Here is a 15,543-nt window from a genome sequence, read left to right as displayed (position 1 = left end):
GCAGGGGGATAGCCTTTTTTGAAACAGAAAATGGAATTAAACAACATAAAAAGAGTTTACCTGGTAGGCATTGGCGGTATAGGCATGAGTGGCCTTGCACGCTATTTCCATCATTTAGGCTGTGTTGTTTGCGGATATGATAAAACCCACACACCACTAACCGATGACCTGCATAACGAAGGCATCTGCGTGGTGTTTGAAGACAGGCAGGACTGGATCCCGATGAGCTTCCAGAATAATGATGAAGGCACATTGATCATTTATACTCCTGCTATTCCAAAAGATTCCGAGATCCTGAACTATTTCCGCCGTAAGGGGTTCGATCTTTACAAGCGTTCGCAGGTATTGGGTATCATCAGTAAAAGCATGTACACTATTGCTGTTGCCGGTACGCATGGTAAAACTACTACCTCGTGCATGATAGCGCATATCCTCAAAGATTCGGGTAATAATTGCTCGGCGTTTTTGGGTGGTATATCATCTAACTACCAAACCAATGTGCTTTATGGCGATAATAACATTATGGTGGTTGAGGCCGACGAGTACGACCGTTCGTTCCTTACACTGCACCCGGATATCGCCATCATCACATCCATGGATGCCGATCACCTGGATATTTACGGCGATCATTCCCAACTGGAAGAATCGTTTAAGCTTTTTGCCTCGCAGCTAAAGCAGGGCGGTACACTTATTTACCATAAGGGTCTGCCCCTTGGCGATGGCCTCACTTATGCGATGAACGAGCAGGCGCAGGCTAGTGCAACCAATGTGCGGATAGAAGAGGGTAACTTTTACTTTGACTTTAACGATGGTAAAACCAGCATTCCCAATATAAAAATGGGTATTGCCGGTTTGCATAATATAGAAAATGCTGTTGCGGCTATTGAAGCAGCCCTGCATGTAGAGGTTTCTGCCGATGCCATACACGAGGCACTGGGTTCTTTTAAAGGGGTTAAACGCCGATTCGAATACATCGTAAAAAACGACAATCACATTTATATTGATGATTACGCACACCACCCCGAAGAGTTAAGAGCGGCCATAACCTCAGTAAAAAGGCTGTATCCAAATAAAAAGCTGACGGTTATTTTTCAACCGCATTTATTTACCCGCACCCGCGATTTTGCCGATGGCTTTGCCGAGGTGCTTGATATGGCCGATGAATTACTGATGCTGGATATTTACCCGGCCCGCGAACTGCCTATTGAAGGGGTAGATAGCGAAATGATATTAGAGAAAATGCACATGGCCAACAAACGCAAATGTGGTAAGCAGGAAAGCATTGACATAGTACAAAACGAGATGCCCGAATTGCTTTTAACCGTAGGCGCGGGCGATATAGATACATTGGTTTTACCATTAAAACAGGTGTTGCAAAATGTTTAAGAAACGCATATGGAAACCGCTGCTTATTGCTTTTGGCTGGCTTATTAGCCTGGCAGGCCTGGTGGTGCTTATGAGTTTTATTGAGGTGAAAAAGGCCGAGCTGGTTTGTAAAAAGGTGAATGTTTTTATACCCGGCAACCAGTATTTTATAGATAGGCAGGAGGTTGATAATATCCTCCAAACTACCAGCCATACGCTGATAGGCAGCCGGATTGAGAATATTGATATACACGCGCTGGAGAACAAATTGAAGATAAATCCATTTGTGGAGTTTGCCACGGTATATATGGATATGGACGGTGTACTACAGGTTGAGGTAAGCCAGCGCCAGCCTATCCTGCGGATCATGAACCGGTTCGACCAGGACTTTTACGTGGATGAGCACGGTTTGAAGATGCCGCTATCGCAAAATTTTACAGCACGTGTATTAGCGGTTAATGGTTACATAGATGAGCTTTTTGCCAACAAGGTAGATTCGTTACATACGGCTTTGGCAAAAGATATCTTTAAAACGGCCGATTTTATCCGAAAAGATTCGCTTTGGGATGCGCAGATAGCACAACTGTACATCAACCAGGATCATGAGATAGAACTTGTGCCGCGCGTAGGTAACCAGCGTATACTGCTGGGTAATGCCGATTCACTGGCAACAAAGTTTAACAACTTAAAAGTATTTTATAAGCAGGCATTGCCTTTGGTTGGGTGGGATGCTTATAAACTGATCAACATTAAATATATGAACCAGGTGGTGGGGGTAAGAAACGAAACCTTGCTCGACTCTATCAAACGGCATAAACAGTTTATGGCCGATTCATTAAAACGCGCGGAGCTTAAACGGGATACCACGGTTAAGAGTGATGCCATGCCGGTATTAGAAGACACAAAAGAGAAGACATCTATTAAAAACTAAGTATATGGACAAAAGTTCAACACAAGAAAAGAGTTCGCCAATTGTAGTAGGCCTTGATATTGGAACCACTAAAATTTGCGCGATAGTTGGCCGCAGGAGCAAAAACGGCAAAATAGAGGTATTGGGTATAGGTAAAGCCGAGTCGGCAGGGGTTACGCGTGGTATGGTATCAAATATTGATAAAACCGTACAGGGTATCACAGCAGCGGTTGATATTGCGGGTACGCAGTCAAACGTCGAGATCAGGATAGTGAACGTAGGGATAGCCGGTCAGCATATAAAAAGCTTGCAGCATCGTGGTTTAATTACCCGTAAAGACCTAAGCTCCGAAATAAGCCGCAAGGATATTGATAAGCTGGTTGAAGATATGTACAACCTGGTGATGCCTCCGGGCGAGGAAATCATTCACGTATTACCACAGGAGTTTACGGTAGATAACGAGCCGGGTGTAAAAGACCCGATCGGTATGGCAGGCGTGCGTTTGGAAGCAAACTTCCACATTATATCCGGCCAGGTAACCGCTATAAAAAACATTGTAAAATGCGTTAACAAAGCCCAGCTGGAAAGCCAGGAATTGATACTGGAGCCTTTAGCATCGTCGGAATCTGTGTTGAGCGACGAGGAAAAAGAAGCCGGTGTGGTTTTAGTAGATATAGGTGGTGGTACAACAGATGTGGCCATATTCCACGAAGGTATCATCCGCCATACAGCGGTTATCCCGTTTGGTGGTAATAGCGTAACAGAGGATATCCGTGAGGGTTGTTCCGTAATGCGTAACATTGCCGAGCAACTGAAAGTAAGGTTCGGATCTGCTTTGGCAGAAGAAAACAAAGAGAACGAAATAGTTTGCGTACCGGGCTTGCGAGGCCGCGAACCAAAAGAGATCTCAGTTAAAAACCTTGCTTTTGTGATCCAGGCGCGGATGGAAGAAATTGTAGAACATGTGTACTACGAGATCAAATCATCCGGCTACGAAAAGAAACTTATTGCAGGTATTGTGGTAACCGGTGGCGGTGCGCAGTTAAAGCACCTAACCCAGTTAATAGAATACGTAACCGGTTTAGATTGCCGCGTGGGTTACCCTAACGAGCATTTGGCCAAAAACGAGTTTTTGCCGAAAAATATATACGAAGACCTGCAAAGCCCAACATTTGCAACAGGTATAGGCCTTTTGATAAAAGGTATCCAAAAAATGGAGTATAACGATGTTGTACAAACACCTGCCGCAGCGGTTAAAGCAGAAAAAGTTAAATACACCGACGACCGCAAATTTGGTTTATTGGGTAAAATACTGGAATCGGGTAAGAAATTTATTAAGGATGATATCAAAGATGAGGACTTTTTGAAATAATTATTCACATCTGCTAACTTTTCCACATTGTGCACATTTGTGGAAAAAGCTTGTGGAAAAAGCGTTATTATTACATTAAGAAAAACTATCTATTCATCAGAATACATATAGCTGAAAATAAGGATTATGCAGTTTGAGATGTTAAAGGAAAAATCGTCTATCATCAAAGTAATTGGTGTTGGCGGTGGCGGCGGTAACGCAGTAAACCATATGTACAGGCAAGGGATCACCGGTGTTGATTTCATTATTTGTAACACCGATGCACAGGCGCTTGAGTTAAGCCCTATCCCCAATAAAGTACAGTTAGGCGCAAGTTTAACCGAAGGTATGGGTGCAGGCTCTATCCCCGAGGTAGGTAAAAATTCGGCGATCGAGAATATCGACGATATTAAGCAGATGCTTGGCTCTAACACCAAAATGCTGTTCATTACCGCAGGTATGGGTGGTGGTACCGGTACAGGCGCAAGCCCTATTATTGCCAAAGCCGCACGCGAACTTGATATCCTTACCGTAGGTATTATCACCACACCTTTCTCATTTGAAGGCAAACGCCGTAAAATGCAGGCCGATGCGGGTATGGAAGAGTTGAAAAAATATGTAGATTCTTTCCTGGTGATCTCAAACGACAGGCTGCGTCAGATATTTGGCAACCTAACCATGAGCTCGGCTTTTGGCCAGGCCGATGATATTTTAACTACAGCTGCAAAAGGTATTGCTGAGATCATTACACTGCCGGGTTATATAAACGTCGACTTTAAGGATGTGCGTACGGTAATGAAAGACAGTGGTGTATCCATTATGGGTAGCAGTACTGCTGAAGGCGAAAATCGTGCTTTAAAAGCGGTGGAAGGTGCTTTGTCATCTCCATTGTTGAAGGATAATGAAATTGAAGGTGCACGTTACATCCTGCTGAACATAAGCTCGGGCCTTAAAGAGGTTACGATGGATGAGGTGAGCATTATTACCGATTATATACAGGAAGAAGCCGGTTTAGCTGCCGACCTGATATGGGGTAACTGCGTTGATGAAAACCTTGGCGAAAAACTATCTGTAACTATCATAGCTACAGGTTTCCAAACTAAAGACGAGCGCGAAAAAGAGAACAGTAACAAAAAAGTGGTATCAATGCTGGTGCCAGAGAACGAGCCATTGGTAAAACCGGTAAATGAATTTATTACCCCGGTTAAAGCTGATGCCGAGATGGATGCCAGCCCATATATGAAACTGAAGGACGAGCCAAAACAAACCGGTTTATTTGACCTGTTTGCCCGCGCCGAAGAGCAGGACGCAGCTGATAAAAATATCATCAGGTACGACCTGAACGAAGAGGCCCCATCTGTTGAGGAAAACGAGCCATCTGACTTTACTTTTAAGGTTACCGAAACCGTGATGAACTTTGAACCGGCCGTTGCCGAAGTAAGGGCACCTGAGCCGGAGCCTGAACCTGAGGTTGTTAATGCCGACGATAATAAAACAGATGAATCAATAGAAGAGCAACTGCGTAAATCGCGCGAGCGCATTATGCGTTTAAAAGACCTGAGCATGAAACTGCGCAACGGTAACATTCAGGAGCTGGAGAATATCCCTGCTTATAAACGTAAAGAAATTGCCTTGCAGCAAACCCCCGCGTCTGACGAAAGCCAGGTATCGCGGTTCTCTTTACTGCCGGATAGCGATGGCAAAACAGAGATCAGGAACAACAACTCTTTTTTGCACGATAACGTTGACTAATTGATTGTAAACCCAAATACAAGGCCCCTCGCAACAATGCAGGGGCTTTTTTGTTATAACTATATCATAATTGATAAAGTTTAGGGCCGCACTTTGCTAAGGGTTATATTTGCACAACATTTATACTAAGAATATACATTTTGGATCTGTTTGATAAGATAAACAAAAATATGGGCGGCCCTATCGGGCAGCACCAAAAGTGGTCACATGGCTATTTCTCCTTTCCACACTTGGAAGGCGAGATACACCCGCACATGATGTTTAAAGGTAAAAGCCATTTGGTTTGGAGCCTTAACAATTACCTTGGTCTGGCCAATCACCCCGAAGTGCGTGAAGCCGACGCGCTGGCAGCTGCCGATTATGGCATGGCTTACCCAATGGGCGCCAGGATGATGTCGGGCAATACCAAACACCATGAGGAACTGGAAGATAGCCTTGCCGAATTTGTTGGCAAAGAGGCTGCTTTCCTGCTTAATTACGGCTATCAGGGGATGGTATCTATCATAGATGCACTGGTTGACCGCAACGACGTAATTATTTACGATGCCGAATCGCACGCCTGCATTGTTGATGGCGTACGCCTGCACATGGGCAAGCGCTTTGTTTATAAACATAATGATATAGAAAGCTTTGAAAAGCAACTGGAACGCGCCCAGCGTATGGTTGAGCAAACCGGCGGAGGCATACTGGTTATTACCGAAGGCGTTTTTGGCATGTCGGGCGCACAGGGTAAGCTAAAAGAGATCATCAACCTGAAGGATAAATACAAATTTCGGCTGCTGGTTGATGATGCCCATGGCTTTGGTACCATGGGGCTTAAAGGATCGGGTACGCACGAGGCGCAGGACTGTGTGGATGGCGTTGACCTTTACTTTGGCACCTTCGCCAAATCAATGGCAGGTATAGGGGCTTTTATTGCTGCCGATGCCGGTATAATCAGCTATTTGCGTTATAATATGCGCTCGCAAACATTTGCTAAGGCGCTGCCTATGCCAATGGTAATAGGCTTAAAAAAACGGTTTGAATTGCTTAAAACAAACCCGCAATTGCGTGAGAACCTTTGGATTGTTGCCCGTTCCCTGCAGAATGGCTTGGTTGAACAGGGGTTTGATATTGGCGTTACCAATACAATGGTTACCCCGGTATTTTTAAAAGGCGACCTTACGGAGGCTACAAGCCTCACCATGGAACTGCGGGAAAAGCACGGCATCTTTTGCTCTATTGTAGTATATCCGGTAATTCCTAAAGGATTAATTATGCTGCGCCTTATACCAACAGCCCTGCACACACTTGATGATGTGCAACACACACTAAATGCCTTTAGCGCAGTTTCTGACAGGTTAAACCAGGGAGAATACAAAGTGAATAAAATGGCTATAGCATAATATAAAGATAACTTGCTAATAATGTTCAAGCACGCATAATTTTTGCAGGGCTTTTTGATTTTTAATGAAAGGCCTGATTAATACGCTTTTAATAACAATTGTGGCAATTATTTAAACGAAGAATAAAAATATTGCCCCTTACACAATAAATTGATAAAAATTACAATGCTGTGATGTTTTACAGCAAATTCAAAGGTTAGAAAAGCAGCAGGTTTTTAGACTCTCCATGAGTGTAAAATGTGGAAAAAAACCCATTTAGAGGCACTATTTTTATCTTCTAAAAGTTTTTTATTAAAAAAAAACACTTTAGATTAGCTTTAATTAAAACAATAAACCTCAAAAATTAAAGGAGTATTCACAATGAAAAAATTTACTGAAGTAAAAGAACTGATTGCATCACTTGAAGCTGATGCCGACAAATTTTATAACAAAGGTAACAGCGCTGCTGGTACGCGTGTTCGTAAAGGTATGCAAGACCTAAAAAACTTAGCGCAGTCAATCCGTCTTGAAGTTCAGGAGTCGAAAAACAAAGCGTAAATAGTCGAAAGGTTATTTTACTTTAAATAAAAAATGCGGGTAGCCATGGCTACCCGCATTTTTTATTGGTGGTGCTTATCGTTGGGTCATCCTGAGCTTGTCGAAGGACGCGCGCAAAGGCAATAGCCCATTAATGGTTCGACAAGCTCACCATGACAAGCAATTTTGGGGCTTACCCTATCAATCCAATCTGATTCTTTATCTTCTCTACAGCATCTGCGCTAATATTTACCAATGGTAAACGTATAGTGTCGCCGCAAACGCCCAGTTGCTTTAAAGCGGCTTTTACACCGGCGGGGCTGCCTTCGGCAAACATCAGGCGGGTAAACTCTATCATGCTGTAATGCGCAGGTTGTGCACCTTTAAAATCGCCTTTAAGGCATTTTCTTATCATATCAGAAAATTGCTTTGGCAATGCGTTACCCACTACAGATATTACGCCTACACCACCCATGGCTATCATTTGTAAGCTAATCGGGTCATCGCCTGATATTACCAGGAAATCTTCCGGTTTATCGCGCAGCAGTTGATTAAGCAGCTCAAAATTACCCGAAGCCTCTTTTATCCCGATGATGTTCTTAAAATCAGTAGCCAGCCTTACCGTAGTTTCAGCGCTAACGCTGCTGCCTGTGCGGCTTGGTACGTTATATAATATTATCGGAAGCGGCGCAGCTTCGGCCAGTGCCTTGTAATGTTGGTAAATACCCTCCTGTGTTGGTTTATTATAATGCGGACTTGCCGAAAGTATGGCATCGTAACCCGTTGTGTCAAATGCTTTCATTTCGGCAGCAGTTTCCAGGGTGTTGTTACCTGCAATGCCGGCAACCAATAACACACGCTTATTCACGGCCTTGGCAGTAAAGGCAAAGATCTGCTTCTTCTCTTCCTTACTTAATGTGGCGCTTTCGCCGGTTGTACCAAGTGATACCAGGTATTCTACCCCGCCATCAATCAGGTGATCTATCAGCTTTTGTAAAGCATCATAGTCTACCTGTCCGTCTGCCTGAAAAGGAGTGACCATCGCAACTCCTGTTCCGTGAAATTTGTTCATGTGCGTGAAAATATATTATAAGGCTGCTAAGATAGTAAAATGTGCAGATGTGCGGATATGCAGATGTGCGGATGTGCCAACTTTGTCATCCTGAGCGATAGCGAAGGATCTATTAGCGAACATTGCAAGCCGGATATGCAGGTCGGCGATTAGATTCTTCACTACGTTCAGGATAACAAAAGGGAAGGATTTGCTGTCGCGAGCTTTCAGCTCGTGACGTGCACCAAGGTCAGCTTTCAGCTGACGCAAGCTGAAAGCTTGCCATATGCCCACCACGAGTTACGCTGCGCTAAACTCGCGGCAGCGATAAAAAGTTTGTCAGTCTGAGCTTGTCGAAGACCTGTACAGTCGGCTAATGGTTCGACAGGCTAACCATGACAATCGCTATATAATCCCATGTAACACACCACCCTTTTCCCCCATCTTATCCACCAGCTTTTCAACTGTCGGGTCGCGTTCCAGCACGGGCGCATGGTGGGGTTTTATACGTGCGTCTATGATCAGCGGGCCCTTGCAGCCCCAGTGCTTATGCTCGGTAAAGCTATTGATGCCGTAAATATCATGGCTTGGGTTGCTGCGGGTAAAGGTTACCCATACAAAGTTATTCAGGTTTTGCGCGGTGAAGGCTGCATCATCACAAAGCACAATCAAGGGCAGTCCGCTTGTTTCTGCTTCGCCTAAAGTTTCTTGTAATATTTCCAGCACCAGGTCCATATCGCTGGCGCGGATGTTTTTGGGTACTTCAACCGCAAGCACACCCGGCATAACTATTTTGTAATGGTTAACAGGCTGCGGCAGCGCGAATGATGATGGTAATTCGTTCCAAAGTTCGCGCTTAATATCGCCGGCTACGGTAATAGCCACCTTGCTACCGCTGTTCAGACCGTCGCCGCTATAATCGAGTGTGTCTATAGTGGTGCGGGTATGAAAATGCAGGTCGCGGGTCAGGTCGATACGCTGCAGGATATGTTTCAGGAAACTGCCTATATCGTTTACATCCAAACTTGGGTTATCCTCTTTAGCGGCAATAAACAGGTATTTGGCCAGGCTTAATTGGCCCTTGCCCAAAATATGGTTGGCAATGGTAATGATCTCCTGCGGGTACCGTTCCTTAACATAAGGCGTGTAGCGCTCGCTGCCAATAGCAAACAACAGCGGGTGTACACCGGCAGCATCAACCGCGTTAACGGCATGCAGTCCGGGGATTTCTTTAGGGATAGCGTTGCCGGTTATCTCATGGATGAGCGCGCCAAAGCTGGTATCCTCCTGCGGTGGGCGGCCCACCACGGTGAACGACCAAATCGCATCCTTTTTATGATACACGTTATGTACCTTCATTAGCGGGAACGGGTGCGCCAAACTGTAATAACCCAAATGATCACCAAAAGGCCCTTCGGATTTGTTCTCCATTGGCATAACAGTGCCGGTTATCACAAAATCGGCATCTGCAGAAATACAGAACCCTTCATTATCATAAAAATAACGGAAACGGCGGTTACCCAAAGCACCGCCAAAGGTCATTTCAGAAAGGCCTTCGGGTAAAGGCATCACAGCAGCCACCGGGTGCGCGGGCGGGCCGCCTACAAATATGCTTACTTTTAAGGGCTGCCCTTTTGCATTGGCCTTGGTTTGGTGTACACCTATCCCACGGTGTAGTTGGTAGTGCAAGCCAATTTCTTTATCCTGTATGTAATCATTCCCTCCCAGTTGGATACGGTACATACCCAGGTTGGCATTCATAATGCCGGGCATATCGGCATCCTCGGTATAAACTTGCGGCATGGTTACAAACGGGCCGCCATCTTTTGGCCAGTTCACTATCTGGGGCAGTTCGCTTATCAAAGTTTTGCCGAAGCTTATGGGTGCATCCTTACGCACTTTCATGGGGAGGGCCGATAGTGCAGTTAAGGCTGTATTGGCATACTTAAATGGATGTTTAATGGCCTTTACCGGGTCGTTTTTGATATCGACTAAAGTCTTTATTTTATCCAGCGTATCCCTGAAAATAAAGCGCGACCTATCCAGCGTACCAAACAAATTTGATACCGCCGGGAACTTGCTGCCCTTTACGTTTTCAAATAAAATAGCAGGGCCGTTGTGTTCAAAAACACGCAGATGTATAGCTGCCATTTGCAGGTAAGGGTCAACTTCTTCCTTAATACGTATCAGGTGGCCGTTCTTTTCAAGATCGGTAATGCAGGCCTGTAAACTATTATATCCCATTTAGGCCCAAAGATATTATACATTTTAATGTTTTTAGCGATATTTAGCTTATGAAACCGCTTATAGTTTTACTGGCTGTGTTTTGGGTGAGCTGCCTGGCAAGTTTTATTGCCGGCCACCCTGCAGATTATTACTTCTGCGGAAGGCTTGCCATGGGGGTGATGCTCATCTTCGCGGCTACCGCTCATTTTAAATTTACAAACGGGATGGTACTGATGGTGCCAAACTACATCCCCTATAAAAGGGCTGTAGTATACATTACAGGGTATATTGAAATGCTGGCAGCCATAGGCTTATTAGTCAAAACCGTACGCGAACCGGTTGCCTGGTTTGTGATATTCTTTTTAGTGTTGCTGTTGCCCGCAAACATCCACGCCGCTCAAAATAAGGTTAACCTGGAGAAACCTGATATTTGCGGCGCCGGGGTAAACTACCTTTGGTTCAGGATTCCCTTACAGGTCTTTTTTATTGCCTGGGTATATTTCTTCGGGGTTATGCATTAATAGATCGATTAATGTCTACCGTAACAATTGGCGCCCCTAACGCTCCAATACATATAAACATACCTCAACCTTATGAAAAACCTTATTGCCCGTAAAGCGAATACATTGCTTTTATTATTGATACTGCCGCTTTACACATTGGCTCAGGGTAACCAACTGCGCGAAAGGCGTTTCATTACCATTAATAGAATTGAACAATGGATCACTATTACAGGCGATAAAACAAAACCTGCCATTCTGTTTATGCATGGCGGGCCGGGCAGCACCATGTCGCCCTATGCTGATAATGTTTACAAGGAATGGGAGAAGGATTTTGTACTGATCCACTGGGATCAGCGTGGTGCAGGCAAAACCTACGGCCGTACTGCGCCGGATGAACTAAGCCCCGCCTATTTAAAAGCTAACCCACTTACGGTTGACCAGATAGTTGACGACGGCATAAAGGTAGCCGAATACATGCTTAAGTATTTAGGTAAGCAAAAGTTAACCCTGTTCGGGACATCGTGGGGGTCGATACCGGCGGTTGGGATGGCTGTAAAGCGCCCCGACCTTTTTAATGGCTATGTTGGGCATTCGCAGGTGGTAGAGCCATTGGCCAACCTTATAGGGGATTACGCCAAAATATCAGCATTGGTAAAAAAAACTAATGACGAGCAATCGAAAGAGATACTGACTGCGATAGATACACCTCCCTATGCTTCGGCCAGAGACGCAGGCAAGCTCTTTAAGATAATCAAGAAATATGAGCGTATGGCCTCAACGCCTTCACCGGATGCATGGTGGAAATTGGCTCCCGAATATGATAATGCAAAAGATAATCAGAACCGCGAGGATGGTGACGATTATTCATTCGTAAACTATGTTGGTGATAGTAAGCTTGGGGTTAAACCTATGATGGCTGACATCAACTTTGCTAAAAATTATTGGCAGTTTAATATCCCGGTTTACCTGGTACAGGGAGAAGAGGATATTTTAACCCCGGCAGCGATAACCAAAGCATATTTCGCTAAAATTAAAGCGCCTGCAAAACAATTGATATTGGTGCCTAAAGCCGCCCATGGTTTTAATGAGGCGGTTTTGTATGCGCAACTAAAAGCAATAAAGCAGGTAAACGGGATAAAATAACTTATCCTATAGGATTACTTCTTTCAAATCATCTAAAAAACTTATCTTATTTTTACCGGCTCAAACCATTTATTGCCTTTATGTCGGTAATTGTATTTACAGTAATTATACTTATTGGTGCCTATTTTGCGGGTTTGCTGGGTTCATTAACAGGACTTGGCGGCGGGGTGGTCATCATACCCTTGCTTACGCTTTTATTAGGTGTTGATATTCATTATGCTATTGGCGCATCATTGGTGTCGGTTATTGCTACGTCATCCGGTTCGGCCGCGGCATATGTAAAAGAGGGTATTACCAATATACGGCTGGGTATGTTCCTGGAAATAGCTACCACCCTGGGCGCGTTGGTAGGGGCATTGATAGCTGTTTATATCCCAGTACAATATATTGCTGTTTTATTTGGGGTGATATTGATCTTTTCGGCACTCATGTCGTTACGTAAAAAGGCAGAAAGCATTATCTCAAAACCAACATATCTGGCAGCCAAATTAAAGCTATACGGCAGCTACCCCAACGGTAATGGCGAACAAATAGAATACGGTGTAACACATGTAGGAGGTGGCTTTTTTATGATGCTTTTTGCGGGTGTAATATCAGGCTTGCTGGGCATAGGCTCGGGTGCTTTAAAAGTTATAGCGATGGATACCATCATGAAGATCCCCTTCAAGGTATCAACCACCACCAGTAACTTTATGATAGGTGTAACCGCTGCGGCAAGTGCCGTTGTTTACCTGCAACGTGGTTACATTGACCCCGGTATTGCTATGCCGGTAGTGATAGGGGTGCTTTTTGGAGCGATGACAGGATCTAAAATTTTGGTTCATACCAAATCATCGCGCTGGTTGCGCTGGGTTTTTGCTATAGTGGTTACCTTTTTAGCAAGCCAGATGATCTATAACGGGTTGAACGGGAAAATCTAAGATAAAGAGCCAAGATATTTAGAGTCAGGAATCAAGAAAGCCCATAACATATATGGTTTGTGTTTCGATGTCTGCCCGATTATTTCTGTTATCGGTCCTTTTAGTTAGTATCGTTTCAGTCTTGTGTCTTAACTACTGGTTCTTTATTCTCATTACTTAAACATCTTATTTATCTTATCATAGCCAATGGCATCGTCAGCAAACCTGAGTGAGCTTCCTGCTGTAAAATACAAGGTACGCATTTGCTTCAATTTTGCTTTTTTAACACGGCCGTAAGTTGTTTATAAATAATCGTATAATTGTTTGGATGAAACGCCTAATCAGTAACCTAACCTTCCAGGTCATTATCGCCATTATATTAGGCGTTGTAGTTGGGCTGTATTTTAAAGGATTTGCGCCCACCGCGCAACTGATCAGCCAGATATTTATCAAACTGATAACCTTACTCATACCTTTTATTATCTTCTTTACCATAGTGCTGGGTATTGCAAACATGAGCGACATGAAAAAGGTTGGCCGTGTTGGTGGTAAAGCCCTGTTGTATTTTGAACTGGTTACTACCCTGGCGCTTATAATCGGCGTAGCTGTAGCTAATATTATAAAACCTGGCGCCAACTTTATTAATAACCACGTTAAGGTTGATGCTGCTAAACTGGCCACTTATCAAAAAGCAGCATCCGAAATGAAATGGGGCGATTTTATTACACACATCATCCCCGGGAATGTATTTAAAGCTTTTACAGAGGGCGATATCCTTCAAATTTTATTCTTTGCCATACTGTTTGGTTTCGGCTTAAGCCGGATGGGAGAGGCAGGGCAATCGGTAATTACCCTATTCGATAAGCTCTCTAAAGTGTTCTTCAACATCATGAAGATAGTGATGAAGGTGGCCCCGATCGGTGCTTTCGGCGGCATGGCCTATACCATCAGCACTTACGGACTGGCGACGCTTAAACCCCTTGCTTTGTTAATGGGCTCGGTGTACCTCACCATGTTCCTGTTTATTTTTGTAGTACTCAACATTACCTGCTACCTGTTTAAATTTAGCCTGTGGCAATATCTTAAACATATTAAAGAAGAGATCCTGATCGTACTGGGTACCTCCTCATCAGAATCGGCCCTGCCTGGGATGATGGAAAAGCTGGAAAAATTTGGGTGCTCAAAATCGGTAGTAGGTTTGGTAATCCCTGCAGGATATTCCTTTAACCTGGATGGGACTACCATTTACCTATCCATGTCTACCATATTTTTGGCGCAGGTGTTCCATATCGATCTTTCTATCGAGCAGCAGCTTACTATTATTGGCATCCTTATGATCACCTCAAAAGGGGCGGCAGGCGTAACCGGCAGTGGCTTTATAGTGCTTACATCAACCCTGGCAGCTATTAAGGTTATCCCGGTAGAAGGGGTGGCTATATTGTTGGGCGTAGATAGGTTTATGAGCGAGGCGCGCGCTATCACTAATGTGATAGGTAACGGGGTTGCTACTATAGTGGTGGCGAAAAGCGAGAAAGAGTTTGCCCCAAGCCTCCTAAAGGGGGGATTTTTGGATAGTCCTCAATCAATTTAATGTAGTATCCATTTTAAAATTGGGCTTGGTTGGCTTTGCCCTGGCGGGGTTTTCTTTGAATTTTCTAAAACTGTCCTTAATAAAAAATACCAGGTTGTAATCGGTCATAACGTCAATCTGGGCGGGGGTGGGGCGGTATTCGTTCATAAAATCGTTTAGTGTATCGCCCTGCAGTCCGGTAACTCCCGCTACCAGTTTACGTGTAAAACGTTGGTTGGTATGGTCTTCGCGCTCGTAACGCAGCATGGTTTGCTGTAACCGGTATTGCGGACTTTTCTTTTTGCCCATAAGCCTGAATAGCGATAACACATCAACAGAAACCCATGCAAATGGTACATTGGTGGCCGTGGGGCGCATAATATCGGGAAGCTTCGGACCTTTAAAAGCAAACTCTTTGGCAAACTGTTTACGGTTGTTTACAGAATCGCGCAGGTAGTTTCTTTTTGCTAAAATGGCTACTTCGTTTAGCTTAATAGGTTGCGGCTCAAGCTCTATCATTTTCAGGCGGCCACTCCATGGGCTTATCAATCGGGTATAGGGTTTATAACCCAAAGTTTTTATGCGGAGGGTATCGGTAACCCTGGTTATTTTAAGTGTAAAGCTACCAAGCTCGCTGGTCATGGTGTTGGTGGTTGATGCCGATACAAGAATATACTCAACAGGCTTGCGGGTGTTTTTATCAACAACAATACCGGTAACAAGTTGTGCGCTTGCATTAATGCAGCATAGTGTTAATAGTATCAGTAACAGGTATTTCATATGTTATATAAAAATAGTAACTGCAATGTTATGGCAGATGCCGTTTAACACATTTTAACAGTGGCTAATAGTTGTTTTTTTACCACAGAGTG

The 15,543-nt window shown here is 44.2% G+C and carries 14 protein-coding genes; 10 read left to right on the top strand and 4 right to left on the bottom strand.

Features of this window, described 5'->3' with window-relative positions; genetic code table 11:
- Positions 1 to 30 precede the first annotated feature (30 nt).
- The 6 genes from murC (at position 31) to IDJ75_RS20200 (ending at position 7,300) form a co-directional block, all read left to right on the top strand.
- Positions 31 to 1,386: a UDP-N-acetylmuramate--L-alanine ligase gene (gene murC, locus IDJ75_RS20225; protein ID WP_191177480.1), complete on the top strand. Its 1,356-nt coding sequence runs from the start codon at positions 31 to 33 to the stop codon at positions 1,384 to 1,386.
- Positions 1,379 to 2,296 (top strand): cell division protein FtsQ/DivIB, encoded by a 918-nt coding sequence (locus tag IDJ75_RS20220; protein WP_191177479.1) that lies wholly within the window; start codon positions 1,379 to 1,381, stop codon positions 2,294 to 2,296. The genes murC and IDJ75_RS20220 overlap by 8 nt, the downstream gene beginning before the upstream one ends.
- Before the next feature lie 4 nt (positions 2,297 to 2,300).
- A complete protein-coding gene (gene ftsA, locus IDJ75_RS20215) occupies positions 2,301 to 3,647 on the top strand; it encodes a cell division protein FtsA (protein ID WP_191177478.1) in 1,347 nt (448 codons plus the stop codon).
- A gap of 126 nt (positions 3,648 to 3,773) precedes the next feature.
- Complete coding sequence (gene ftsZ, locus IDJ75_RS20210) at positions 3,774 to 5,378, top strand: cell division protein FtsZ (RefSeq protein WP_191177477.1); 1,605 nt, start codon at positions 3,774 to 3,776, stop codon at positions 5,376 to 5,378.
- Between the two features lie 140 nt (positions 5,379 to 5,518).
- Entirely contained in the window at positions 5,519 to 6,763 is a 1,245-nt protein-coding gene (locus IDJ75_RS20205) for an aminotransferase class I/II-fold pyridoxal phosphate-dependent enzyme (RefSeq protein ID WP_191177476.1), read from the top strand.
- A 360-nt stretch (positions 6,764 to 7,123) separates the two neighbouring features.
- On the top strand, positions 7,124 to 7,300 hold the full coding sequence (locus IDJ75_RS20200; RefSeq protein ID WP_191177475.1) for a histone H1: 177 nt from the start codon (positions 7,124 to 7,126) through the stop codon (positions 7,298 to 7,300).
- Between the two features lie 172 nt (positions 7,301 to 7,472).
- Here the strand turns inward: IDJ75_RS20200 and dapA are convergent, their stop codons facing one another.
- The 3 genes from dapA to IDJ75_RS20185 all read right to left on the bottom strand — a co-directional run bounded on the left by dapA (position 7,473) and on the right by IDJ75_RS20185 (position 10,574).
- The gene (dapA, locus tag IDJ75_RS20195) at positions 7,473 to 8,351 is read right to left on the bottom strand and encodes a 4-hydroxy-tetrahydrodipicolinate synthase (RefSeq protein WP_191177474.1); all 879 of its coding nucleotides are present in this window, start codon (positions 8,349 to 8,351) and stop codon (positions 7,473 to 7,475) included.
- Between the two features lie 15 nt (positions 8,352 to 8,366).
- Positions 8,367 to 8,513 (bottom strand): hypothetical protein, encoded by a 147-nt coding sequence (locus IDJ75_RS20190; RefSeq protein ID WP_191177473.1) that lies wholly within the window; start codon positions 8,511 to 8,513, stop codon positions 8,367 to 8,369.
- Positions 8,514 to 8,735: 222 nt separating this feature from the next.
- Positions 8,736 to 10,574, bottom strand: coding sequence for a UbiD family decarboxylase (locus IDJ75_RS20185; protein WP_191177472.1), 1,839 nt, complete (start codon positions 10,572 to 10,574; stop codon positions 8,736 to 8,738).
- A gap of 50 nt (positions 10,575 to 10,624) precedes the next feature.
- On the opposite strand from IDJ75_RS20185, the gene IDJ75_RS20180 reads away from it, so the two are divergent.
- From IDJ75_RS20180 to dctA, 4 genes are all read left to right on the top strand, one after another.
- Positions 10,625 to 11,077: a DoxX family protein gene (locus IDJ75_RS20180; RefSeq protein ID WP_191177471.1), complete on the top strand. Its 453-nt coding sequence runs from the start codon at positions 10,625 to 10,627 to the stop codon at positions 11,075 to 11,077.
- A gap of 72 nt (positions 11,078 to 11,149) precedes the next feature.
- Positions 11,150 to 12,202 carry an alpha/beta fold hydrolase gene (locus IDJ75_RS20175; protein ID WP_191177470.1) on the top strand — a complete coding sequence of 351 codons (1,053 nt, stop codon included), beginning with the start codon at positions 11,150 to 11,152 and terminating at the stop codon, positions 12,200 to 12,202.
- An 80-nt stretch (positions 12,203 to 12,282) separates the two neighbouring features.
- Positions 12,283 to 13,122 carry a sulfite exporter TauE/SafE family protein gene (locus tag IDJ75_RS20170; protein ID WP_191177469.1) on the top strand — a complete coding sequence of 280 codons (840 nt, stop codon included), beginning with the start codon at positions 12,283 to 12,285 and terminating at the stop codon, positions 13,120 to 13,122.
- Positions 13,123 to 13,429: 307 nt separating this feature from the next.
- A complete protein-coding gene (dctA, locus tag IDJ75_RS20165) occupies positions 13,430 to 14,692 on the top strand; it encodes a C4-dicarboxylate transporter DctA (protein WP_191177468.1) in 1,263 nt (420 codons plus the stop codon).
- Here dctA and IDJ75_RS20160 read toward each other — a convergent pair.
- Positions 14,684 to 15,451 carry a carboxypeptidase-like regulatory domain-containing protein gene (locus IDJ75_RS20160; protein WP_191177467.1) on the bottom strand — a complete coding sequence of 256 codons (768 nt, stop codon included), beginning with the start codon at positions 15,449 to 15,451 and terminating at the stop codon, positions 14,684 to 14,686. The two genes, dctA and IDJ75_RS20160, sit on opposite strands and share 9 nt — an antisense overlap.
- Positions 15,452 to 15,543 lie beyond the last annotated feature (92 nt).

The sequence above is a fragment of the Mucilaginibacter rigui genome, from assembly GCF_014773275.1.
GTDB lineage: Bacteria > Bacteroidota > Bacteroidia > Sphingobacteriales > Sphingobacteriaceae > Mucilaginibacter > Mucilaginibacter rigui_A.
This window is presented reverse-complemented; position numbering and strand designations above follow the sequence as displayed.

Bases quoted from the DNA above. Each gene is read 5' to 3' on its own strand.
- murC (WP_191177480.1), top strand. From the start codon at position 31: ATGGAATTAAACAACATAAAAAGAGTTTACCTGGTAGGCATTGGCGGT.
- IDJ75_RS20220 (WP_191177479.1), top strand. From the start codon at position 1,379: ATGTTTAAGAAACGCATATGGAAACCGCTGCTTATTGCTTTTGGCTGG.
- ftsA (WP_191177478.1), top strand. From the start codon at position 2,301: ATGGACAAAAGTTCAACACAAGAAAAGAGTTCGCCAATTGTAGTAGGC.
- ftsZ (WP_191177477.1), top strand. From the start codon at position 3,774: ATGCAGTTTGAGATGTTAAAGGAAAAATCGTCTATCATCAAAGTAATT.
- IDJ75_RS20200 (WP_191177475.1), top strand. From the start codon at position 7,124: ATGAAAAAATTTACTGAAGTAAAAGAACTGATTGCATCACTTGAAGCT.
- dapA (WP_191177474.1), bottom strand. From the start codon at position 8,351: ATGAACAAATTTCACGGAACAGGAGTTGCGATGGTCACTCCTTTTCAG.
- IDJ75_RS20185 (WP_191177472.1), bottom strand. From the start codon at position 10,574: ATGGGATATAATAGTTTACAGGCCTGCATTACCGATCTTGAAAAGAAC.
- IDJ75_RS20180 (WP_191177471.1), top strand. From the start codon at position 10,625: ATGAAACCGCTTATAGTTTTACTGGCTGTGTTTTGGGTGAGCTGCCTG.
- IDJ75_RS20175 (WP_191177470.1), top strand. From the start codon at position 11,150: ATGAAAAACCTTATTGCCCGTAAAGCGAATACATTGCTTTTATTATTG.
- IDJ75_RS20170 (WP_191177469.1), top strand. From the start codon at position 12,283: ATGTCGGTAATTGTATTTACAGTAATTATACTTATTGGTGCCTATTTT.
- dctA (WP_191177468.1), top strand. From the start codon at position 13,430: ATGAAACGCCTAATCAGTAACCTAACCTTCCAGGTCATTATCGCCATT.
- IDJ75_RS20160 (WP_191177467.1), bottom strand. From the start codon at position 15,451: ATGAAATACCTGTTACTGATACTATTAACACTATGCTGCATTAATGCA.